Origin of the sequence: Streptomyces sp. NPDC048185, from assembly GCF_043202495.1 — a bacterium.
Classification (GTDB): Bacteria; Actinomycetota; Actinomycetes; order Streptomycetales; family Streptomycetaceae; genus Streptomyces.
Window position 1 is genome coordinate 155652 of record NZ_JBIDAN010000011.1, and the last position, 22624, is coordinate 178275.

Here is a 22624-nt window from a genome sequence, read left to right on the forward strand (position 1 = left end):
CGTGCGTGTCCACGCCCAGGACGACTTCGCGCCGAACGGGAGGATCCGCGCTCGATGAGGTGCTGCGCTGTCGGCTCGTCATGATGGTTCGCCTCCCACGTGATGACGTGCTTCTGGACGGATGGCACCGGCCCGCCCGGGCGGTCTGAACCGTGATGACGCCTGAAACCTGGCAAGACCCCTATGGGGACACGCCCTGTGGCTCGGTACCGGAAGGCGCCATCCCGCAACGACAGTCGACACGCCTGTGACTGGACACTTCGGTCAAAGATCTCAAGAGTCAGACCCCCGCCCGGGACGGCACTGCGCAACCGTCCCACTGCTTCCGTGCAACTGTCTGACTCGACCGCAGCTGGTCCGCTTCATCCGAACCGGCCCTTCGCTTGGCCTTCGCGGACTGACAATGAGATGACTCTTCGTCCACTCGTGACCGGCATTGACGGATAGCGCATGGACCGCCTTACCGGCATTCCTTCGCCGACCGTGTCACGACTGCCCTCAAACTCTCTTTTAGTCAGCGGGGCTGGCGACGAGCCCGTGCGTCGCAAGGAGCCGGACGACCAGCGGGCCCGGCTCTGTACGGGCTGCTCAAGGTGATCCGGCCCGGGCCGGATCAGACTTGTGTCGCCGACGGCACTGCTGGCCCGGGGCTCCGCACGCCACAAGTCCGACCACCCGCCCGAGCCGGGGCCGTCCCCTGCTCGCTCCCCTGCTCCGGAGCGGTGACGGCTTCGGCCTTCAGCACCTTCGCGCGCGTGTTGCAGCCGTCCCGATCGGCGTCGACCCAGTGCCTGAACGCGGTGCGCTCGTATCCGGTGCGGTCCTCGGTGCGTACCGGCAACTGCGCGAGGGCGTCTCGTACGGGCAGCGTTACGGTCTCGCCGGGTGCGCGGGCAGCCGGGGCGGCCGGCGGGATGAGGGGGACGGTCAGGACAGCGGCCACGGCAGTGGCGGCGCGGGCGAAGCGCACGGGCAGGGTCTCTTTCGAAGGTCACGAACGGTGCGTGATCTTCGTAGCGGGATGCACGGCCGGCTCGCCCGGCAAGCGGCTGCGGCTCTACCCGATCGGGCGGTAAGTGAGATCGTCGGCATGCGCAGCGGGCAGCATCCGACACCGGTGCCGTGGCCCAGCCCGCGAGGGGCCATCGCCCTCGAAGACACTCGCCCGGGTCATCTCTGAACCCTCAGTCGTTCGGCCTACTGAAGTCTTGGCCGTTCCCACAGCTCGCAAATTGCTCATTTCGCTGGGTCTTCCGTGAGTCGTCCATCCGCCAGGGACGTGGTTCGCAATGATCACCTCGACCGATCCACCTGATGTCCGGCTCCATCGAGGAGGGCTTACATGAACGACACGGACGACGAGAAAAGAGTGAAGGAGATCATCGCGCAGGAACTGCACTGCGACGCGGTGACCATCAACAACCGCATGCTGATCAGTTCCCTCATGGACGAAATCAGCTGGGATTTCGTGGCTCGCGCTCTCGAGGAGGAGTTCGGTCTCCCGATTGCTGACGTGGAGATGGACCAGGTCGCCACCGTCCAGGACGTCATTGACCTCATCACCAATCCACAGCCCGACGACGACTGAGGCTCACGACAGGGCGGATGCCGGCCGCCGCAGGACCTTATGCCCCCTCGTCACGAGACACAGGACGGTCAGGCCGTCGACTGACCGCGGCGGTGCTCCCGGACGCCCCTATAACGCGGGTGTGCGGGCAACCGGTCTGACCAGGTTGAATACCTCGCGGGCTGCGTATCGCTTGAGGCATCGGATGATCTCGCGTCGGGTCTTGCCTTCCTGGGTGCGGCGTTCGTAGTACGCCTGGGTGCGCGGGTCGTGGCGCAGGCGGGTGAAGACGATGCGGTGCAGGGCCGCGTTCGCCTGGCGGTCGCCGCCGTAATTGAGCCGGCGCGTGCTCCGACGGCCGGAGGAGTACTCGATAGGGCTGACTCCGCAAAGGGCAGCAAAGGACGCCTCGGTGTTCAGTCGCTCGGGGTTGTCTCCCATGGTGATCAGGAGAGTGACGGCGCTGTCCGGGCCGATGCCCACCGGTTCGAGTAACTGTGGGGCGTGGCGTTCGACGAGCCGGGTCAGGCGCTGGTTCAGCTCGTCGATCTGCCCGGTGAGTTGCTCGATGCGCTCGGCGAGCATGCGCAACGTCATGTGGGTGGCCTGAGCTACAGCGTCCTCGTCTCCCCCACCGTCGTGCGGGGCGAGGCGCGCGCAGGTGCGGAACAGCTCGGCATTGCCCAGGCTCGACAGCTGTTCCCGCAGGGCGGGATCAGCGATTATCAGGACGGCCTTGAGCTGGTTGATCGCCTGGGTACGGGCCTTGACCGCGGAGTTCTTGGCGAGCTTGAAGATCCGGGCGCTGTGCACCGGCCCGTCACCGGACTTGGCCCGGGCCCGGGCGCGGCCACTGAGCACGGCCCGCGCGGCGGCCTGCGCGTCGAGCGGGTCCGACTTCCCCAGCAGCCGGCGGGCCGAGCGGTCGGGGCGGTTCACTTCGTACACCTCGACCTGCTGGGCCAGCAGGTAGCGGGACAGGCCCGCGCCGAAGGTGCCGGTACCCTCTACGCCGGCCCGGCGCACGGTACCCCGCTTACGGGCCCACACGAGCAGTTGTCGGTAGCCGGCCGCCGTCGCCGGAAAGGACTCCGTTCCGAGGATCTTCCCGAGCGGGGAGATCACGGCGGCGACGTGCATCTCTCCGTGCGTGTCCACGCCCAGGATGCGCTGTCGTCTCGTCATGATGGTTCGCCTCCCACGTGATGACGTGCTTCTGGATGGATGGCACCGGCCCGCTCGGGCGGTCTGAACCGTGATGACGCCTGAAACCTGGCAAGGCCCCTATGGGGACACGCCCTGTGGCTCGGTACCGGAAGGCGCCATCCCGCAACGACAGTCGACACGCCTGTGACTGGACACTTCGGTCAAAGATCTCAAGAGTCAGACCCCCGCCCGGGACGGCACTGCGCAACCGTCCCATCGATCCCGGTGCGCCGGTATGACCGACCACAGTCAAACGGCTTCGCCCGAACCAGCGCGCAGCCTGGTCGGAGCAGACTGACACTGAGGTGACTCCCCGCCCACTCGTGACCGGCGATGACGGACAGCCGTATGGCCCGCCTTACCGGCTGTCCTTCGTCGACCACGGCACGAAGGGCTGGAACCCCCTGCCACAAGCAGTCAGCCACAGTGATCGCCCCACGGAAGCGGCGAACGGGTTTCGATGCACCGGGGAATGGAGCCTATCCCGGCGAATGTGCAGGTCATCATCGATGCCGACACCCGCCTGGTGGTGGCCTCAGCCCGGTCGGCACCCGGCAACAAGGCAGACGCACATGTCTGGCGCGAGTCGGATCTGCCCGTGACGAGGCTCCCGGCCCCCAGATCTGTCGACGCCGATGATTCCCGGCCCGTGCGGAAGTCTGTCTTTCGACAGCAATCCTCTGGAAGGCGGCCTCATGGCGACCCTGCACGACTTGCTCGAAGCCCACATCGGTGCCGGAACGCTGCCGGGAGCGGTCGGCCTCGTGGCCCGGGGTGACCAGGTCGAGGTGGCGGCCGTCGGCACACAAGACGTCGGCGACGGCGTCCCGATGGCGAGGGACTCCATCTTCCGGGTCGCCTCGATCACCAAGTCCGTCACCGCCGCCGCACTGCTGATCCTCGTCGAGGAGGGCACGCTCGCACTGGACGACCCGATCGGGACGTGGCTGCCGGAGCTGGACAAGCCGGTGGTCGTACGCACGCCGGCGAGCCCGGTGGACGACGTGGTGCCGGCCGACCGGCCCATCACCGTATTCGACGTACTGGCCTCCCAGGCCGGGTACGGATTCCCCTCCGACTTCACACTGCCGGCGGTGCAGGAGTTGTTCACGGTGCAAAAGGACGGCCGGGTGCCGAGCGACTTCCCGCCGGCCGACGAGTGGATGGCGGCGCTCGGCCGCATCCCGCTCCTGTACCAACCGGGCGCCGCCTGGCTGTACGACACCTGCTCCGTCCTGCAGGGAGTACTGATTTCGCGGGTTGCCGGACGGCCGCTGCCGGAGTTCCTGACGGAGCGGATCTTCGGGCCGCTGGGCATGGTGGACACCGGCTTCGAGGTGCCGGCCGCCAAGCGGGACCGGTTCACCAGCTTCTACCGGCCGAGCGACGACGGCAGCCTGGAACTCGCCGACGGCCCGGACGGCGAGTGGAGCAGCCTGCCCGCGCTACCGCTCGGCAATGGCGGGCTGGCCTCGACCGCCGACGACTGGCTGGCCTTCTGCCGAATGTTGCTGGCCGGCGGGGTCGCGGCCGACGGCCGCCGGGTGCTGTCGGCCGACTCCGTACGCATGATGACCACCGACCATACGGATCCGGTCCAGCGCGCCGTCGGCCGGCTGTTCCTGGAGGGCCAGGGCTGGGGCTTCGGCGGCTCGGTTGACATCGACCGGACCAACCCGTGGAATGTGCCCGGCCGTTACGGCTGGGTCGGCGGCACGGGCACAGCGGCGCACGTCGTCCCGGCCACGGGTGTGGTCACCATCCTGCTGACTCAGGTAGCAGCGATGGGTCCCGTGCCGGCACCGGTGATCAGGGAGTTCTGGCGGTACGCGGCGGACGCCTGACACAACTGCTCTTATATCGGGGGTTGCGACGTCACAGGTCTGACCAGGTGAAGGGGAGTCTCCCAGGCCGCGTAGCACAGCTCGCTCGTTCGGACGAATTGACTCGAAACACCGGTCGCCCACCAACTGAACTGGCAACGTGCCGCCTCGTACGTCACTTCGAGTCGAAGGCGGGCTATTGGAACGGCGGGTCAATGAGCGGCAGCTCTCGGTGTTGCAATGGGTGGGAGACGGGTGCCCTGCCGGCCAATGGGAGACCAGCTCCTACAAGACCACCTGTCAGGCGCTGCACAACCGGGGCCTGGTCACGATCTCCCGGAGGAGCGGGCAGTGGAGCGTCGCCCTGACGAGCGCCGGGCGGCACTACCTGGCACACGGCACGTACCCTCCCCGCGGGTCAAGCCCGGGGAAGACCCAGGCCGCCGCTCCACGCCCCCAGTCCCCCCGAGCGCAGCTAACTCAGGCAGCGGCGCGGAAGCCAAGCCCTCCCTCGCAGCCTCGTGTGACGCTCACGGAGCAGCTGTTACTGGAGCTCGCGGAGGCCGGCGGCAGGATCGTCAAGAGCGGCAGCGGTCCCGGCTTGGAGAAGTGGCCGTCCCGCGTCGCCGCCGTACGCAGGTCCGGAAGGATTCCGGAGACGAAGGAGCTGTACGGAAGCTGGTGCCATGGCGGATACGAGATCAGGCTCGTCGACATCCCCGCCTGGCGTCTTGCCGTCCTCGACCCCGTCCCCGTGCCCTCGCGGCTCACTCGGCCGCACGCCGTGGTCCGGGCCATGCAGAACGAACGTCAGCCGCTCGGCCTGACCAAGCCCGTCCAAGGACGCGCTCTCCGGCTCATCCAGGCACTGATCACCACTGCCGAGGCCGAAGGACACACCTGCTCGGCCGGGCAGACCGGCTACGCACCCCCGTCTCATCGCCGCCGCAGGGCAAATCCCCACTTCACCATCACCGCACAGGGCCAGACCGTGGGGTTCCTCGTCCTCCAGGAACAGGACCGGACCGAGCACGTCGCCACCGAGAAGGAACTCGCTGAGGCCAAGAAACACTCCTGGGTCAGGATCCCCCGATTCGACTACACCCCGTCCGAACGCCTCCGCTTCATCCTCAGCGGTGGCCAGCCACACCGGGCGAGCGAGTGGGCCGACGCTCCCGGCCGCGCCCTCGAAGAGCAGCTCGCCGAGATCGCGCAGGAGGTCACGCTTCGCGGCGAAGCCGCCGAACGCAGACGCCAGGACGAGGCCGAAGCGGCACGCCAGAAGCGCATCCGCTGGGAAGCCGCCATGGAACAGGCCCGCATCCGCTACGCGGAGGCGTACCGCGTCCGGCAGCTTGAAGCCCAGGAAGCGGCGTGGCGCCACGCCACCCGACTGACCGAGTACGTGAGCGCGGTACGCACGCGAGTCGAGGCCATGCCTCCGGGCCAGCCCAGAACCGAAGCCGAGGAATGGATCAGCTGGGCCGCGGCCACCGTTGAGCGCCTCGACCCATTGAACGCACCGCCCCGGCTGCCCGACATTCCCAACCCACGGGCGGACGACCTGAAACCCTTCCTCGGGCACTGGAGCCCCTACGGCCCCACCTACTGAACGCCTGCCCCACGAGAGCGTCCGGCCTGACGAAGTCAGGGCAGCGCGACAGCTTTCGCCGCTCGTTCCCCCCCGAGGGCTCGGCGCCCTGCGCGACCCACTCGCCCTGCGTGATGGCGTCACCGGCTGGATCGCCGACCCGGACCTGGACGACGTCGGCCACGTCATCGTTGGCCTTTCGTCGTCCAGACGATGTTCCTCCGCGGCGGCCTACACGCAGCTGTGCGCCGACGACAGAAAGGCTCCCGCGAGCACGTCCTCGCGGGAGCCTTCCGTTGGTGCCGCCTGCCGACGTGAAGGGTGAGAAGACGATCACGAGGCAGGACGCTTGAGGTGTGTCACGGCGTCACGGCTTGAGCAGCAGGCTGTCGCCGCGCTCCTTGGCGGCGGTGTAACGCTTGGCCACGTCCTGCCAGTTGACGACCTGCCACATGGCCTCGATGAAGTCGACCTTCTGGTTCTTGTACTGGAGGTAGAAGGCGTGCTCCCAGGCGTCGAAAACGAGGACCGGGGTGGAGCCCTGGCCGACGTTGCCCTGGTGGTCGTAGACCTGCTCCACGATCAGCCGGCCGCTCAGCGGCTCGTAGGCGAGCACGCCCCAACCGGAACCCTGCGTGGTGGCCGCGGCCTTGGTCAGCTGGGCCTTGAAGCCGGCGAAGGAACCGAAGGACTCGGTGATCGCGTCCGCCAGGTCCCCGACGCCGTCCTGGGCCAGGGGCTCGCCGCCGCCGTCCTTCGGGCCGGTCATGTTCTGCCAGTAGATGCTGTGCAGGATGTGGCCCGAGAGATGGAAGGCCAGGTTCTTCTCCAGGCCGTTGATCGAGCCCCACGTCTCCTTGTCCCGCGCCTCGGCCAGCTGCTCCAGCGTGTCGTTGGCACCCTTCACGTACGCCGCGTGGTGCTTGTCGTGGTGCAGCTCGATGATCTCCGGGCTGATGACCGGGGCGAGCGCCGAGTAGTCGTACGGAAGTTCCGGGAGCGTGTAAAGCGCCATGTCCAACGTCCTCCGACGTTATTGCGAGTCGTATGCAGGTGCACGCTAGCAGTAAGAACGGTACCTTGCGATCAGGCGATGGACCTAGGACCCCTCCCCCATGTCGCGCCGGTCAGGTGACGGCGGTTCGCGACCGGACTCGTCCACGACGGCAGGAAAGGCAGGCACGTGACCATGACCCCGCTGTCGGCGCACCCTGGCGAGGCGACGGCGCCGGACCACTCCGTGCTGCTACGACACCACGGCCTCCGCTGCACGCCCGCCCGACTGTGCGCTCTGAGGCTGCTGTCCGCTTCCGGGGAGCACCTCGCCTCGGCGGACGTCTGGGCTGAGCTTCGGCAACTCGGCCTGCCGTTCGATCAGGCGACCGTCTACCGGACCCTGGAGACCCTCACGGATGTGGGCCTGGCGCACGCTGTACACGGTCCCGGCCCCAAGCGCTACGGCGTCAGCTCCGAACCGCACCACCACACCGTGTGTGAGGAGTGCGGTCGCGTACAGGTCCTGGCGATCGCTGACATGAGGGAGGCCGTGGAACGGATCACCGAACTGGCCGGCCTGCGCGCCGGCGCAAGCGGCGCGCTGCTGCTGTACGGCCGATGCGCCGGGTGCACGAGTACGTGACTCGCTGTCACAGGTGCGGGACGCCGCCGTCGGAACGGACGCTGTCAAGGCATGACGACGCCCCGCACCCAGCCGACGGTGGGAGTACCGCTTCAGCACCCCCAGCCAGCCGACCTTCCTCGAATCTAGTCCTTATTGCGAGTCATTCGCAATAAGCGGAGGCATCACCCATCGCCCTCAAGGTCACCCTCGGTCTCCAGGTACACCTGCCGCAGCTCTGCCAGCAGCGCCGGATCGGGCTTCGCCCACATCCCCCGCGACTCCGCCTCCAGCAGCCGCTCGGCGATGCCGTGCAGCGCCCAGGGGTTGGCCTGCTGGAGGAACTCCCGGTTCGTCGGGTCCAACACGTAGGTCTCGGTGAGCTTGTCGTACATCCAGTCGGCCACCACGCCGGTCGTGGCGTCGTAGCCGAACAGGTAGTCCACGGTGGCGGCGAGTTCGAAGGCCCCCTTGTAGCCGTGGCGGCGCATCGCCTCGATCCACTTCGGGTTGACCACGCGCGCCCGGAAGACGCGGGAGGTCTCCTCGACGAGGGTGCGGGTGCGGACCGTCGCCGGACGGGTGGAGTCGCCGATGTACGCCTCGGGTGCGGTGCCGCGCAGGGCGCGGACGGTGGCGACCATGCCGCCGTGGTACTGGAAGTAGTCGTCGGAGTCGGCGATGTCGTGCTCGCGGGTGTCCGTGTTCTTCGCGGCAACGGCAATCCGCTCGTACGCGGTCTCCATCTCCTCACGTGCGGGGCGGCCTTCGAGTTCGCGGCCGTAGGCGTAGCCGCCCCAGACGGTGTACACCTCGGCGAGGTCGGCGTCGGTGCGCCAGTCGCGTGAGTCGATGAGCTGGAGCAGTCCGGCGCCGTACGTTCCGGGGCGGGAGCCGAAGATGCGTGTGGTGGCCCGGCGTTCGTCGCCGTGGGCCGCCAGGTCTGCCTGCACGTGGGTGCGGACGTGGTTGGTCTCGGCCGGCTCGTCCAGGGAGGCCGCCAGGCGTACGGCGTCGTCCAGGAGACCGATGGTGTGAGGGAAGGCGTCGCGGAAGAAGCCGGAGATGCGCAGGGTGACGTCGATGCGCGGGCGGCCCAGCTCCTCGTAAGGGATGGGTTCGAGGCCGGTGACGCGGCGGGAGGCGTCGTCCCAGACGGGACGGATGCCCAGCAGGGCGAGGGCTTCGGCGACGTCGTCGCCCGCGGTGCGCATGGCGCCGGTGCCCCACAGGGACAGGCCGACTGAGGTGGGCCACTCGCCGTTGTCGGCGCGGTAGCGCTCCAGCAGGGAGTCGGCGAGGGCCTGGCCGGTCTCCCAGGCGAGGCGCGAGGGGATGGCCTTGGGGTCGACGGAGTAGAAGTTGCGGCCGGTCGGCAGGACGTTGACCAGGCCGCGGAGCGGGGAGCCGGAGGGACCCGCCGGGACGAAGCCGCCGGCCAGGGCATGGACGGTGTGGTCGAGTTCGGCCGTGGTCGCCGACAGGCGCGGGACCACCTCCCGGGCGGCGAAGTCCAGGATGGCGCGCACCTGTTCGCCGTGTTCGGTGGGTACGGCGGCCGGGTCCCAGCCTGCGTCCTCCATGGCTTGGACCAGGGCGCGGGCCTGTTCCTCGGCGGCGTCGGCCGTCGTGCGGGTCGCGGACGACTCGTCCAGGCCGAGGGCTTCCCGTAGACCGGGGAGAGCCTCGGCGCCGCCCCAGATCTGGCGGGCGCGGAGGATGGCGAGGACGAGGTTGACGCGGTCGGCGCCGGTGGGCGGGGTGCCGAGAACGTGGAGGCCGTCGCGGATCTGGGCGTCCTTGACCTCACACAACCAGCCGTCGACGTGGAGGAGGAAATCGTCGAAGCCGTCGTCGCCGGGCCGGTCTTCCAGGCCGAGGTCGTGGTCCAGCTTGGCGGCCTGGATGAGAGTCCAGATCTGGGCGCGGATGGCGGGCAGCTTCGCCGGGTCCATGGCGGAGATCTGCGCATACTCGTCGAGGAGTTGTTCGAGGCGCGCGATGTCGCCGTAGGAGTCGGCGCGGGCCATGGGCGGGACGAGGTGGTCGACGAGGGTGGCGTGGACGCGGCGCTTGGCCTGGGTACCCTCGCCGGGGTCGTTGACGAGGAAGGGGTAGATCAGCGGGAGGTCGCCGAGGGCGGCGTCGGGGCCGCAGGCGGCGGACAGGCCGGCGTTCTTGCCCGGCAGCCATTCCAGGTTGCCGTGCTTGCCGAGGTGGATCATCGCGTCGGCGCCGAAGCCGCCCTCGGACTGCGGGGCGGCGATCCACCTGTAGGCGGCCAGGTAGTGGTGGGAGGGCGGAAGGTCCGGGTCGTGGTAGATGGCGATCGGGTTCTCGCCGAAGCCGCGCGGGGGCTGGATGAGGACGAGCAGGTTGCCGAAGCACAGGGCCGCGAGGACGATGTCGCCCTCCTTGTTGCGGCTGTGGTCGACGAACATCTCGCCGGGCGCCGGGCCCCAGTGCTCCTCCACCGCCTCGCGCAGTTCCTTCGGAAGCGTGGCGAACCAGCGTCGGTAGTCGGCTGCCGGGATGCGCACAGGGTTGCGGGCGAGCTGTTCCTCGGTGAGCCAGTCCTGGTCGTGGCCGCCCGCCTCGATGAGCGCGCGGATCAGTTCGTCGCCGTCGCCGGAGGCCAGGCCGGGGATGTCCGTGTCGGAGCCGAAGTCGTAGCCCTCGTCGCGCAGGCGCCTGAGCAGGGCGACGGCGCTGGCGGGGGTGTCCAGGCCGACCGCGTTGCCGATCCGGGAGTGCTTGGTGGGGTACGCCGACAGGACGAGGGCCAGGCGCTTCTGGCCCGGGGGGATGTGACGGAGGCGGGCGTGGCGTACGGCGATTCCGGCGACCCTGGCCGCGCGCTCGGTGTCGGCGACGTAGGCCGGGAGGCCGTCGGCGTCGATCTCCTTGAAGGAGAACGGCACCGTGATCAGACGGCCGTCGAACTCGGGGACCGCGATCTGGCTGGCCGCGTCCAGCGGGGAGACGCCCTCGTCGTTCTCCGCCCAGGCCGAACGGGATCCGGTCAGGCAGAGGGCCTGGAGGATGGGGACGTCGAGGGTGGTGAGCGCGCCCGCGTCCCAAGACTCGTCGTCGCCGCCGGCCGATGCCTCGGCGGGCCTGGTGCCGCCGGCCGCCAGGACCGTGGTGACGATGGCGTCGGCGGCCCGGAGTTCGGCGATCAGCTCCGCCTCGGGCGCCCGCAGGGAGGCGACGTACAGGGGCAGCGGCCGGCCACCCGAGTCCTCGACGGCGTCGCACAGGGCATGGACGAAAGCCGTGTTGCCGCTCATGTGGTGGGCGCGGTAGTAGAGCACCGCGACGGCCGGGCCCTCGGGGTGGGCGGGAGCCGGGCGTTCCAGTGGGCCCCAGGTCGGAGCGGGCGCCGGCGCGTCGAAGCCGTGGCCGGTGAGCAGCACGGTGTCCGACAGGAACCGCGCGAGCTGTTCCAGGTTGGCGGGGCCGCCGTGGGCCAGGTAGGCGTGGGCCTCGGCGGCGATGCCGACGGGGACGGTGGAGGCGGCCATCAGCTGGGCGTCGGGGGCCTGTTCACCGGTGAGGACGACGACCGGGCGCCCGTCCGCCAGCAGCAGGTCGATGCCGTCCTGCCAGGCCCGGATGCCGCCCAGCAGGCGTACGACCACCAGCGCGACGCCGTCGAGCAGGGCGGGGAGGTCGCCCAGGGCGAGGCGAGCGGGGTTGGCGAAGCGGTAGCCGACCGGGCCGCCGGCCGCGCGGGCGCTGAGCAGGTCGGTGTCGGACGTCGACAGGAGCAGGATCTCGTGGGCGTGCGGGGCTCGCTCCCCGGCCGGAGTGGGCATGCGTCGCCTGGCCTTCCTCGGGGTCCGCGCCCCGGGCAGTGTCGGAATGGTCTCCCCCTCGGACGAAGCCGAAGGTGAGGGAAGGGAGTTCCTGGCTCATCCGGCCTGGTGGGGCCGGATTCACAGTGGCGGGACCGCGCCGGATTCACACCGGCTTCCTCTCCTGTCGCCGTGGTGGCGGTTCGTGGACCGGGTGATCCACTGTGGAGCATAGTAAGGGTCACAGGATGAGCGCGGGGCATACATCGTTCATGATCGTGGGTATGCTCACCGCCATGCCCACGGCAGCCCTTCCTCCATCGCCCCAGGCCACCCCGGCCCGACGGGACCGCGGTGACGCCTGCCCCGGAGCGCTGCGCCTGCACGAGGCGGACGACGGGGCTCTGGCCCGTATCCGGCTTCCCGGCGGATTTCTGACGACAAATCAGGCGCGGGCACTCGGCCGTGCCGCCCGGCGGCTGGGCGACGGCGACCTGCACCTGACATCGCGTGGCAACGTGCAGGTGCGCGGCTTGGCAGCCGGGTGCGGCGCGGAGTTGGCGGAGGCGTTGGACGCGGCCGGCCTGCTTCCCTCGCCAGAGCACGAGCGGGTGCGCAACATCGTCGCCTCACCCCTGTCCGGCCTGGACGGTGGCGGCTTGCGGGACGTACGGCCCTGGCTGACAGCCCTGGACGCCGCGTTGTGCGCGAGCGAAGCCGCCAAGGGCCTGTCGGGTCGGTTCCTGTTCGCCCTGGACGACGGACGCGGTGATGTGGCCGGCCTCGGCGCCGACGTCACGGCACGTGCGACCGGCGACGGAGGAGCGTGGCTCACCCCCGGGTCGGTTCGGGTGGCCGCCGCCGACGCACCGCTCGCCGCGCTGGTGGCCGCCGAGACCTTCCTTCAAGCCGCGCGGTCGCACGGGAGGCGAACCTGGAGGGTGTCCGAACTCCCCCTGTCGCAAGCCGAGCTGGGCCGGCTCGTGCGTGACCGGCTGACGGCCAAGGGCATCGAGCACGAGGACCGTCCCGAGCCGGTCGGTGCTGCCGAAGGACCGTCGCCGGGAGTCGTCGGCGATGCCCTGTCCGTGCACGTTCCCCTGGGGCGGCTCTCGCCCATCCAGTGGGAGGCGTTGACGGTTGCCGCGGACTCCGGGCTGCGGCTGACCCCTTGGCGCGGCGTGGTCGTCCCCACTGTGGGCGCCACCGCTGCGCGGATCGCTGAGTCGCTCGAACGTCTCCGTGCGGCCGGGCTGGTCACCGACGCCGCGTCCCCGTGGCTGCGCGTGGGCGCCTGCATCGGCCGCCCCGGATGTGCCAAAGCACACTCAGACGTACGGGCGGACGCGGCACGGGCACTCGAAGTGACGGGCAGCCCTGCCCTCCCCCTGTACTGGTCCGGGTGCGAACGGCGCTGCGGGCACCCCAGTGGTGACCACGTCGATGTGCTCGCGACCCCGGACGGCGGCTACCGCCTCTCGGCCGCCACAGCGGGCCGGAGCATGCGAACCGCCTCCGCAGCAGGTCCTTCCCTGATAGGCGCCGCCCTGGCGGCGATCACCTCATGATCCGCAAGACGACCGAGAGCAGCGAGAAGAGCACCGTGACCACCCACGTCTACGAGAAGGACGGGGCGGCGATCTACCGCCAGTCCTTCGCCACCATCCGCGCGGAAGCGGACCTCGCGGGACTGCCTGCCGACGTCAGCCAGGTCGCGGTGCGCATGATCCACGCCTGCGGGATGGTCGACCTCGTGAAGGACCTGTCCTACACGCCCGCGGTGGTGGCCCGCGCCCGCGAGGCCCTGCGTTCCGGTGCTCCGATCTTCTGCGATGTGCAGATGGTGGCCAGCGGCGTGACCCGCAAGCGGCTGCCGGCCGGTAATGACGTGCTGTGCACCCTGTCCGACCCGGCCGTCCCGTCGCTGGCCGAGAAGATGGGCACCACGCGCAGCGCCGCCGCGCTGGAGCTGTGGCGGGACCGGCTGGAGGGGGCGGTGGTCGCCGTCGGCAACGCGCCCACCGCCCTCTTCCGGCTCCTGGAGATGATCGAGGAGGGCGCTCCCCGGCCCGCCGCCGTCATCGGTGTCCCGGTCGGCTTCGTCGGCGCCGCCGAGTCCAAGGACGCCCTGGCCGCGCATCCCTCCGGCCTGGAGTACCTGGTGGTACGCGGCCGCCGTGGTGGCAGCGCCATCGCGGCCGCCGCGCTCAACGCGATCGCGAGCGAGGAAGAGTGAGCGGCAAGCTGTACGGGGTCGGCCTCGGCCCCGGTGATCCCTCCCTGATGACCGTGCGGGCCGTCGAGGTCATCGCCGAAGCGGATGTCATCGCCTACCACAGCGCCCGTCACGGGCGGTCCATCGCCCGCTCGATCGCGGCGCAGCACATCCGCGAAGACCACATCGAGGAACCGCTGGTCTACCCGGTCACGACGGAGACCACCGACCACCCCGGCGGCTACAAGGGCGCCATGGAGGAGTTCTACGCCGAGGCGTCGGCCAGGCTCGCCTCCCATCTCGACGCCGGCCGCACCGTGGCCGTCCTCGCCGAGGGCGATCCGCTCTTCTACGGCTCCTACATGCACATGCACAAGCGGCTCGTCGACCGCTACGACACCGAGGTCGTCCCCGGTGTCACCTCCGTGTCGGCCGCCGCGGCGCGTCTGGGCACACCGCTCGCCGAGGGCGAGGAAGTGCTGACGATCCTGCCGGGCACCCTGCCCGAGGAGGAGCTGACCGCCCGCCTCGCCTCGACGGACGCCGCGGTGGTGATGAAGCTCGGCCGGACCTTCCCCAAGGTGCGGCGTGCACTGGAGAGTTCGGGGCGGCTGGCGCAGGCACGGTATGTGGAGCGGGCCACCATGAGCCAGGAGCGCGTCGCCGAACTGGCGGACGTGGACGCGGAGTCGGTGCCGTACTTCTCGGTGGCCGTCCTGCCCAGTCAGGTGGATGCCGAGCGGCCCGCGCGGAAGCCGGGCGACGTGGTCGTGGTCGGCACGGGTCCGGCCGGCCCGCTATGGCTGACGCCCGAGACGCGGGGCGCCCTGGCCGCCGCCGACGACCTGGTCGGCTACACCACCTACCTGGACCGGGTGCCCGAGCGACCGGGCCAGGCCCGGCACGGCTCGGACAACCGCGTGGAGGCCGAGCGCGCCGAGTTCGCGCTGCAACTGGCCCAGCGGGGGCGTCGGGTGGCCGTGGTCTCCGGCGGCGACCCGGGGGTGTTCGCCATGGCGACCGCGGTCCTGGAAGTCGCGTCCCGGCCCGAGTACCTGGATGTGCCCGTGCGCGTGCTGCCGGGCGTGACCGCCGCCAACGCGGCCGCCGCGCGGGCCGGTGCCCCGCTCGGACACGACTACGCCGCCCTCTCGCTGTCCGACCGGCTCAAGCCGTGGGAGGTCATCGCCGAGCGGCTGCGGGCAGCAGCCTCGGCGGACCTGGTGCTGGCCCTGTACAACCCTGGCTCGCGCAGCCGTACCTGGCAGGTGAGCAAGGCGCTGGAGCTGCTGCTGGAGTACCGGGCGCCCCAGACGCCGGTGGTGGTCGCGCGGGATGTCGGCGGCCCGGGTGAACGGGTGCGGATCGTGCGGCTGCGCGAGCTGGATCCGGCCGAGGTCGACATGCGCACGATCCTGCTGGTCGGTTCCTCGCAGACCCAGGTGGTACGGCGGGCTGGAGGCGAGGAGATCGTCTGGACGCCGCGCCGGTATCCGCAGGCGTGAGATGGGCGGTGCCGCGCCGCGCGCGGCACCGCATCCTGCTCTACTCGCCGTGCTCCTGAGCCGTGGCCGGCTGGGCGAGTCCCGCCGTCCACTTCTCCTCGATGCGGCCGACCTTCCACACCAGCAGGGCGACGGCCCAGGTGGCGAAGAACAGGCCGACGATGACGTAGCCGATGATGTTGAGGTCGAGTCCGGCGATCCAGTCCCAGAACGCGCCGTGCAGGTCCGCCTTCTCGGCGACCAGACCGAGGAGCTCGACGGTGCCGATGATGAGGGCGACGGCGACGGACAGGCCGGTGATGGTGAGGTTGTAGTAGACCTTGCGGACCGGCTTGGAGAACGCCCAGCCGTAGGCGAAGTTCATGAACGAGCCGTCGATGGTGTCCAGCAGCGACATGCCGGCCGCGAACAGGATCGGCAGGCACAGGATCGCGTACCAGGGCAGGCCGGAGGCGGCGCCCGAGCCGGCGAGGACGAGGAGCGCGATCTCGGTGGCGGTGTCGAAGCCGAGGCCGAAGAGGACGCCCAGGGGGTACATCTGCCAGGGCTTGGTGATCGACTTCATGAGGCGGCCGAGGAGGCGGTTCATGAAGCCGCGGTTGTTGAGCTGTTCCTCCAGCGCGGCCTCGTCGAAGTGACCGGTGCGCATCTGCCGGAACACCTTCCAGATGCCCACCATGATCATCAGGTTGATGATCGCGATGACGTAGAGGAAGGTCCCGGAGACGGTGGTGCCGATCCAGCCGGTGATGCTGTGCAGCTCGGAGTTGTCGTTCTCGACGGGGCCGGCCAGCGCCTTCACGCCCAGGGAGAGCAGGAAGGCGAGGGCGAAGACGATGGTGGAGTGGCCGAGGGAGAACCAGAAGCCGACCGACAGCGGGCGCCGCCCCTCGTTCATCAGCTTGCGGGTGGTGTTGTCGATGGCAGCGATGTGGTCGGCGTCGAAGGCGTGACGCATGCCGAGGGTGTACGCGGTGACTCCGATGCCTATGCCGAAGGTCTTGGTGCCGAGGCTGTAGTGCTCAGGGGCGACGATCGCGACCAGCGTGAACCAGCCGATCACGTGCAGGGCCAGGATGAAGGCGGCCATGCCGCCGGCACTGGCCCATTCCTTCCGGGTCATCGAGGTACGGATGCGGTGCCACGAGATGCCGCGGCCGGTGGCCGGAGCGGTCGGCCCGGCGGACGCGGAATCAGGAGCGGTGGTCATGGGGCGTGACCCTTACTTCTCGGCGAGCGGCTGTTTTCAGCCGCGCCTACCAGGTTTCTGCGAATAAGTTGCAGCTACAAGATAGCCGCAGTAAAGCCCATGCCAGGTTTCAGTCAATGACCGGAAAAGATCCCTGTTCAAGGCGCTCGCGAACCCACTGGGCCGCTTTCTCGGAATCGGGGAGGACAGGCACCCCCTCAGGAACCGGTGGTCTCCGGACCACCACGACGGGCAGCCCCGCCTCGCGGGCAGCCGCCAGTTTCGGCGCCGTGGCCGCCCCGCCGCTGTCCTTCGTGACCACGACGTCGATGCGGTGCTGCCGCAGCAGCTCCCGCTCACCATCGAGGGTAAAGGGGCCGCGGTCGAGCAGTGCCTCCATGCGGGGCGGATGCGGTGGCTGGGGTGCGTCGACGGATCGCACGAGGAACCACAGAGCATCCAGGTCGGCGAAGGCGTCCAGACCCATGCGCCCCGTGGTGAGGAACACCCGCCGGCCGAGCGCGGGCAGCAACCGGGCCGCTTCCCCGAGCGCCCCCACCTCGTGCCACTGGTCGCCCTCTACAGGGACCCAGCCGGGCCGGCGCAGGGCGAGCAGGGGAACATGGCTGGCGGCAGCGGCCTGTGCCGCGTTGAAGCTGATCGTCCCAGCGAAGGGGTGCGTTGCGTCGACGACCGCGTCGACCGCGTGGTCACGCAGCCACGCGGCCAGTCTCTCGGCCCCTCCGAAGCCGCCGACGCGCGTTTCGCCCGGGGGCAGCCGAGGGCTGGCGACCCGCCCCGCGAGGGAGCTGGTCAGCTTCAGGCCGGGGGTGCCGTGAAGCAGTTCCGCAAGGCGGCGGGCCTCCGTGGTGCCGCCGAGGATCAGTACGCGCATGGGAGTCGGGTCCGTTCATGAGGAGTAGTGGGGGTCGAGGCGTGGGTGACAACGCAGGGGGCGGGCCGCGGGGTTCCGGTCAGGTGAAGGGCGGGCGTCGCGCCCAGCTGGAGCACACGGGGCTGCGGCACGGCTGGACCACGGGGGCCTGCGCGACGGCGGCCACGACGGCCGCGTACACCGCCCTGCTGACCGGTGAGTTTCCCGACCCGGTGACGATCACGCTGCCCAAGGGGCAGACGCCGTCCTTCGCCCTGGCCGCCGAGCAGCTGACCGACGGTTCCGCCATGGCGGGGATCGTGAAGGACGCGGGAGACGACCCTGACGTCACGCACGGCGCGTTGGTCCGTGCGACGGTCCGGCGGTTGCCCGCAGGCAGTGGCGTCGTCTTCAAGGCCGGCCCCGGCGTGGGCACGATCACCCGGCCCGGACTTCCGCTGCCCGTCGGTGAGGCGGCCGTCAATCCCGTGCCCCGGCGGATGATGACCGAGCACGTCGCCGAGGTGGCCGCGCGACACGGCGGCAGCGGCGACGTGGAGATCACCGTCTCCGTCGACCACGGCGAGGAGATCGCCCGCTCCACCTGGAACCCACGGCTCGGCATCCTCGGCGGCCTGTCCATCCTCGGCACCACGGGCATCGTCGTGCCGTACTCCTGCTCGGCCTGGATCGACTCCATCCGGCGGGGCGTCGATGTCGCCCGCGCGGCAGGACGAACACATGTCGCCGGGTGCACCGGGTCGACGTCCGAGAAAACGGTCGTCGCCGAGTACGGCCTGCCCGAGGACGCCCTTCTCGACATGGGGGACTTCGCGGGCGCCGTACTCAAGTACATCCGCCGGCACCCGGTGGACCGCCTCACGATCTGCGGCGGTTTCGCCAAGCTCTCCAAGCTCGCGGCGGGCCACCTGGACCTGCACTCCGGCCGCTCCCAGGTCGACAAGGGCTTCCTGGCCGAACTCGCCCGCAGCGGCGGCGCGGACGAGTCGCTGGCCGCCGAAGTGGGTGCCGCGAACACCGGCCTCGCCGCGCTGCAACTGTGCCAGGCAGCCGGAGTTCCACTGGGCGACCTGGTGGCGCAGGCCGCGCGGGACGAGGCCCTTGCCGTGCTGCGCGGAGCGCCGGTCGCCGTGGACGTCATCTGCATCGACCGGGCAGGCACGGTCGTGGGCCGCAGCACGGTCCGCTGAGCGCCCTGCGTCACCGACCGGCCGGGACGGTCCGCAGGCAGGCGCCGAGCCGGGCGATCGCCGACGGGTTGCGGGGGCTTTCGACCATGACGGGACGCCCACGCCTCTCTTTCAGCAGAGATGGCGCTCCCGCTCCGGCGAGTACAGGTGGCTGTCGCGGAACTGCTCCGCCCCCAGCGTCCGCCCCACCATGATCACGGCTGTGCGCAGGACGCCGGCCTCCTTCACCTTCTGGGCGATCTCGTCGAGGGTGCCCCGGATGATCAGCTCGTCGGGACGGGAGGCGTAGGCGACGACAGCGGCAGGGCAGTCGGCGCCGTAGTGCGGGAGGAGCTCCTCGACCACGCGGTCCGCGTACTTGGCGGCCAGGTGCAGCACGATCAGCGCACCGCTGCGGCCCAGGGTGGCCAGGTCCTCGCCTTCCGGCATGGCGGTGGCGCGGTTGGCGACGCGGGTGAGGATGACGGTCTGGCCGACGGTGGGCACGGTCAGCTCCCGCTTGAGGGAGGCGGCAGCGGCGGCGAAGGCGGGCACGCCGGGGACGACCTCGTAGGGCACGCCGGCCGCGTCCAGGCGCCGCATCTGCTCGGCGACCGCGCTGAACACGGAAGGGTCGCCCGAGTGCAGCCGTGCCACGTCGTGCCCCTCCTCGTGGGCGCGGATCAACTCGGCGGTGATCTCGTCCAGGGTGAGCTGGGCGGTGTCCACCAGACGTGACTCCGGCGGGCATTCCGCCAGCAGTTCGCGCGGGACCAGACTGCCCGCGTACAGGCAGACCTGGCAGGCGGCGAGCGTCCGGGCGCCGCGCACCGTGATCAGGTCGGCGGCGCCGGGGCCGGCGCCGATGAAGTACACGGTCATCTGTCAGCTCCTGGTGAGGGGTTGTCGGTCTTCTGTACGACCCACTGGGTGACCGGCATGGCCTGCCGCCAGCCGGTGAAGCCGCCCACGGGCACGGCGTGCGCCACCGCGAGCCGCACCAACTCGCCACCGTGCCGACGGTGGGCGTCGGCCAGCAGTGCCTCGGATTCCAGCGTGACGGTGTTAGCGACCAGCCTCCCGCCGCAGGGCAGAGCCGCCCAGCAGGCGTCGAGGAGGCCGGGGACGGTGAGCCCGCCGCCGATGAACACCGCGTCAGGCGTGGGCAGTTCGGCCAGCGCGGCGGGAGCGGCGCCGGTGACGACCCGCAGGCCGGGCACGCCGAGGCGTTCCGCGTTGCGGAGGATGCGTTCGGCTCGTACGTGGTCGCGTTCGACGGTGACGGCCCGGCACGACGGGTGGGTGCGCATCCACTCGATGGCGATCGAGCCCGACCCGCCGCCGATGTCCCACAGGAGTTCTCCCGGAGCGGGGGCGAGCGCGCCGAGGGTGGCGGCGCGGATGTGCCTCTTGGTGAGCTGCCCGTCGTGCTCGTACGCCTCGTCCGGCAGCCCCGGCACCGCACCCAGCCGCAGGGCGTCCGGTGCCCGGCGGCATTCGACGGCCACGATGTTGAGCGGGTCGCCGGACTGCTGTGTCCGCACCCATTCGTCGGCGATGGTCTCGGCGGTCGTACGCTCCCGGTCGCCGCCGAGCTGTTCCAGGACCCGCATCCGGCTGGGCCCGAAGCCACGGTCGTTCAGAAGCTCGGCGACTTCCCCCGGCGTGGCGGCGTCGGCGCTGAGGACGAGGAGTCGCCGACCGTCGTGGAGGGCGGCGGCGAGCCGGGAAGTGGGGCGGCCCACCAGCGTGACGACCTCGACGTCCTCCAGCGGCCAGCCCAGCCGGGCGGCGGCATGGGACACGGACGACGGGTGGGGAAGGACACGCACCGCGTCGGCCTCTTCGGCGAGCGCGCGACCGATGCCGTAGAACATCGGGTCACCGCTGGCCAGAACGGCGATGCGCCGGCCGGCATGAGCGGCGAGCAGACGGGGGACAGCAGGGCGCAGGGGTGACGGCCAGGCGACGCGTTCGCCGGCGCACTCGGCGGGCAGCAGGTCCAGCTGGCGCGGACCTCCGATGAGGACCTCGGCCCGGCGCAGTTCCACGCGCGAGGGTTCGGCCAGGCCCCGCCAGCCGTCGGCTCCGATCCCGACGACGGTGACGACGGAGGGCGGGCCTTGTCGGGCGGGGGTCACTGCTGGCTACCTCGGAGTTCAGGGGGCGACAGGGGCGCACTCTACTAAGCGATCACCCGTGCGACCGAGTCCGGGTTCACATCCGGAGGGATCCTATTGCACACTGTTCGCAATAACGATGATGTCGCAGGAAGGGGAGGGTATGAGCTCTCCGATCGTGCTCGGGATCGAGTCGTCGTGTGACGAGACCGGTGCGGGGCTCGTCCGGGACGGGCGCCTGCTCGGGCACGCCGTGGCGTCGAGCATGGACGAGCACGCCCGCTTCGGCGGAGTGGTGCCCGAGATCGCGTCCCGCGCCCACCTGCACGCCCTGCGCCCGGTGGTGCGGCAGGCACTGGACCAGGCGGGGCTGCGACTCTCCGACATCGGGGCGGTCGCCGTGACCACGGGCCCGGGCCTGTCCGGCGCGCTGCAAGTGGGCCTTGCCGGAGCGAAGGGTATCGCCTACGCGCTGGGCGTCCCGCTCTACGGCGTGCACCACCTGGCCGGTCATGTCGCCGCCGACACCCTGGAGCACGGCCCGCTGCCCGACCCGTGCATGGTGCTGATCGTCTCCGGCGGCCACACCTCGCTGCTCCTCGTGCGCGACCTGGCCCGCGACCCGATCGCCCACCTCGGCGACACCCTCGACGACGCCGCCGGCGAGTGCTTCGACAAGGTCGCGAGGGTCTTCGGCCTGCCGTATCCCGGCGGCCCGGCCATCGACCGTGCCGCCCGCGACGGCGGTCCACGCGCCGTCGCCTTCCCTCGCCCGCTCCCGGGCTCCTACGACTTCTCCTTCTCCGGGTTGAAGACGGCGGCAGCCCGCTGGGCCGAATCCCACGCCGGCCGCGAACTGCCCGTCCACGACGGGGCCGCGTCGCTGCAGGAGGCGGTCGCCGACGTCCTGACCCGCAAGGCGGTCGCCGCGTGCAGGGAGCACGGGGTCAGCACGCTGGTCATCGTCGGCGGGGTCGCCGCGAACTCGCGGGTGCGGTCACTGGCCGAGGAGCGCTGCCGGGCGGCCGGGATCACCTTGCGGGTGCCGCCGCTGCGGCTGTGCACGGACAACGGCGCGATGATCGCCGCCGTCGGCGACCTCCTCGTGCGGGCCGGGGCCGAGCCGGCGCCGTGGGACGTGTCGATCGACCCGTCGGCACCCTTGGAGTACGCGGCCCTGCACCCGGTGGCGGCCGCAGCGGTGGCGGCGTGATGGACATCCGTGTCGTCGCCTGCGACGCCCTCCTGGAGCACAGCACCGCCCTGCGCACCGTCTACGCCGACGCGTTCTGCGCGCCGCCCTGGAACGAGGACGAGGAGAGGGCGGACGCCTTCGTCGCGCGGCTCGGCTCGGACGTACGGCGTCCCGGGTTCACCGCCGCACTCGCCTTCGACGGACGGAACGTCGTGGGTTTCACCACCGCTTGGGCTACGCCCACCCCTTTCCCCGTCGACCGTTGCTATCCGCAGGCTGCCGCCGGTCTCGGCCCGAGCCGTACCGAGGAGTGGTTGTGCGGCGCCCGCGAGATCGACGAACTCGCCGTCCGCCCCACCGCCCGCGGCACCGGAATCGCAGCCGGCCTCCTGCGAGCGGTGACCGAGGACGCCCCGGACGGCCGCGCCTGGCTGCTCACCTCCCTCCGCTCGACCCGGGCCATGGCCTTCTACCGCCACGAGGGCTGGACCCAGGCCACCCACCCCTCCCCCGACGGCCACGGCATCGCGGTCTTCCTCGGCCCCCGCCACCCGGCCCGAACCCTGGCCGCCGAGCCCCTGTAGGTCCCGGAGCCCGCCGTGTCGAGTTTCCTGGAGTCGTGGTCACCGGAACACCCTGCGACGGCAAGGCGAGCCTGGTGGCGCCGTCACCGCTGCCGCCGATGCCGCGGGACCACCCGCCGCGCGACTGGTCAAGCGGCTCCTGAACGGCAA

Annotated in this window: 17 protein-coding genes, 1 pseudogene and 1 riboswitch; of the genes and pseudogenes, 11 read left to right on the forward strand and 7 right to left on the reverse strand. The window is 70.7% G+C overall.

The features are described 5' to 3' along the window. Nucleotides 1-1342 precede the first annotated feature (1342 nt). Nucleotides 1343-1588, forward strand: a complete 246-nt coding sequence (locus ACGF3H_RS28300) for a phosphopantetheine-binding protein (protein WP_362491248.1) — start codon at nucleotides 1343-1345, stop codon at nucleotides 1586-1588. A 108-nt stretch (nucleotides 1589-1696) separates the two neighbouring features. On the opposite strand, the gene ACGF3H_RS28305 is transcribed toward ACGF3H_RS28300, so the two are convergent. Then, nucleotides 1697-2752, reverse strand: coding sequence for an IS110 family transposase (locus ACGF3H_RS28305; RefSeq protein WP_362491250.1), 1056 nt, complete (start codon nucleotides 2750-2752; stop codon nucleotides 1697-1699). 508 nt (nucleotides 2753-3260) lie between these two features. Between ACGF3H_RS28305 and ACGF3H_RS28310 the strand changes: the two are divergent. From ACGF3H_RS28310 to ACGF3H_RS28320, 3 genes and pseudogenes are all read left to right on the forward strand, one after another. Beyond that, a pseudogene (locus ACGF3H_RS28310) lies at nucleotides 3261-3371 on the forward strand (IS5/IS1182 family transposase); the annotation flags it as partial. A gap of 97 nt (nucleotides 3372-3468) precedes the next feature. Then, nucleotides 3469-4617 (forward strand): serine hydrolase domain-containing protein, encoded by a 1149-nt coding sequence (locus ACGF3H_RS28315; protein ID WP_362491252.1) that lies wholly within the window; start codon nucleotides 3469-3471, stop codon nucleotides 4615-4617. 502 nt (nucleotides 4618-5119) lie between these two features. Next, nucleotides 5120-6208, forward strand: a complete 1089-nt coding sequence (locus ACGF3H_RS28320; protein WP_362491255.1) for a hypothetical protein — start codon at nucleotides 5120-5122, stop codon at nucleotides 6206-6208. 346 nt (nucleotides 6209-6554) lie between these two features. Here ACGF3H_RS28320 and ACGF3H_RS28325 read toward each other — a convergent pair whose 3' ends face one another. Continuing rightward, nucleotides 6555-7202, reverse strand: coding sequence for a superoxide dismutase (locus ACGF3H_RS28325; RefSeq protein WP_362491258.1), 648 nt, complete (start codon nucleotides 7200-7202; stop codon nucleotides 6555-6557). Between the two features lie 174 nt (nucleotides 7203-7376). Between ACGF3H_RS28325 and ACGF3H_RS28330 the strand changes: the two genes are divergently transcribed. Next, nucleotides 7377-7826: a transcriptional repressor gene (locus ACGF3H_RS28330; RefSeq protein ID WP_362491360.1), complete on the forward strand. Its 450-nt coding sequence runs from the start codon at nucleotides 7377-7379 to the stop codon at nucleotides 7824-7826. A gap of 164 nt (nucleotides 7827-7990) precedes the next feature. Here ACGF3H_RS28330 and cobN read toward each other — a convergent pair whose 3' ends face one another. Then, on the reverse strand, nucleotides 7991-11623 hold the full coding sequence (cobN, locus tag ACGF3H_RS28335; RefSeq protein WP_362491261.1) for a cobaltochelatase subunit CobN: 3633 nt from the start codon (nucleotides 11621-11623) through the stop codon (nucleotides 7991-7993). A gap of 85 nt (nucleotides 11624-11708) precedes the next feature. Further along, a riboswitch (cobalamin riboswitch) is annotated at nucleotides 11709-11785 on the reverse strand. 89 nt (nucleotides 11786-11874) lie between these two features. Here cobN and cobG point away from each other — a divergent pair. Genes cobG through ACGF3H_RS28350 form a run of 3 tightly spaced genes read left to right on the forward strand, consistent with a single transcriptional unit; the run spans nucleotide 11875 to nucleotide 15322 of the window. Continuing rightward, entirely contained in the window at nucleotides 11875-13170 is a 1296-nt protein-coding gene (gene cobG / locus ACGF3H_RS28340; protein WP_393816545.1) for a precorrin-3B synthase, read from the forward strand. Continuing rightward, nucleotides 13167-13838, forward strand: a complete 672-nt coding sequence (locus ACGF3H_RS28345) for a precorrin-8X methylmutase (protein WP_362491265.1) — start codon at nucleotides 13167-13169, stop codon at nucleotides 13836-13838. Before cobG ends, ACGF3H_RS28345 begins: the two co-directional genes overlap by 4 nt. After that, complete coding sequence (locus tag ACGF3H_RS28350; protein ID WP_362491268.1) at nucleotides 13835-15322, forward strand: precorrin-2 C(20)-methyltransferase; 1488 nt, start codon at nucleotides 13835-13837, stop codon at nucleotides 15320-15322. Before ACGF3H_RS28345 ends, ACGF3H_RS28350 begins: the two co-directional genes overlap by 4 nt. A gap of 40 nt (nucleotides 15323-15362) precedes the next feature. On the opposite strand, the gene ACGF3H_RS28355 is transcribed toward ACGF3H_RS28350, so the two are convergent. Together ACGF3H_RS28355 and ACGF3H_RS28360 are read right to left on the reverse strand one after the other, a co-directional pair. Continuing rightward, nucleotides 15363-16532, reverse strand: coding sequence for a HoxN/HupN/NixA family nickel/cobalt transporter (locus tag ACGF3H_RS28355; RefSeq protein ID WP_362491269.1), 1170 nt, complete (start codon nucleotides 16530-16532; stop codon nucleotides 15363-15365). A 109-nt stretch (nucleotides 16533-16641) separates the two neighbouring features. Then, nucleotides 16642-17406 (reverse strand): cobalt-precorrin-6A reductase, encoded by a 765-nt coding sequence (locus ACGF3H_RS28360; protein ID WP_362491272.1) that lies wholly within the window; start codon nucleotides 17404-17406, stop codon nucleotides 16642-16644. Between the two features lie 17 nt (nucleotides 17407-17423). On the opposite strand from ACGF3H_RS28360, the gene ACGF3H_RS28365 reads away from it, so the two are divergent. Continuing rightward, nucleotides 17424-18596, forward strand: a complete 1173-nt coding sequence (locus tag ACGF3H_RS28365) for a cobalt-precorrin-5B (C(1))-methyltransferase (RefSeq protein WP_393816546.1) — start codon at nucleotides 17424-17426, stop codon at nucleotides 18594-18596. A 111-nt stretch (nucleotides 18597-18707) separates the two neighbouring features. Here ACGF3H_RS28365 and cobM read toward each other — a convergent pair whose 3' ends face one another. Next, the gene (cobM, locus tag ACGF3H_RS28370) at nucleotides 18708-19457 is read right to left on the reverse strand and encodes a precorrin-4 C(11)-methyltransferase (RefSeq protein WP_362491276.1); all 750 of its coding nucleotides are present in this window, start codon (nucleotides 19455-19457) and stop codon (nucleotides 18708-18710) included. Continuing rightward, a complete protein-coding gene (gene cbiE, locus ACGF3H_RS28375; RefSeq protein WP_362491278.1) occupies nucleotides 19454-20716 on the reverse strand; it encodes a precorrin-6y C5,15-methyltransferase (decarboxylating) subunit CbiE in 1263 nt (420 codons plus the stop codon). Before cbiE ends, cobM begins: the two co-directional genes overlap by 4 nt. Before the next feature lie 142 nt (nucleotides 20717-20858). Between cbiE and tsaD the strand changes: the two genes are divergently transcribed. Together tsaD and ACGF3H_RS28385 are read left to right on the forward strand one after the other, a co-directional pair. Then, the gene (gene tsaD, locus ACGF3H_RS28380; protein ID WP_362491280.1) at nucleotides 20859-21908 is read left to right on the forward strand and encodes a tRNA (adenosine(37)-N6)-threonylcarbamoyltransferase complex transferase subunit TsaD; all 1050 of its coding nucleotides are present in this window, start codon (nucleotides 20859-20861) and stop codon (nucleotides 21906-21908) included. Next, nucleotides 21908-22474: a GNAT family N-acetyltransferase gene (locus ACGF3H_RS28385; protein ID WP_362491362.1), complete on the forward strand. Its 567-nt coding sequence runs from the start codon at nucleotides 21908-21910 to the stop codon at nucleotides 22472-22474. Before tsaD ends, ACGF3H_RS28385 begins: the two co-directional genes overlap by 1 nt. Nucleotides 22475-22624 lie beyond the last annotated feature (150 nt).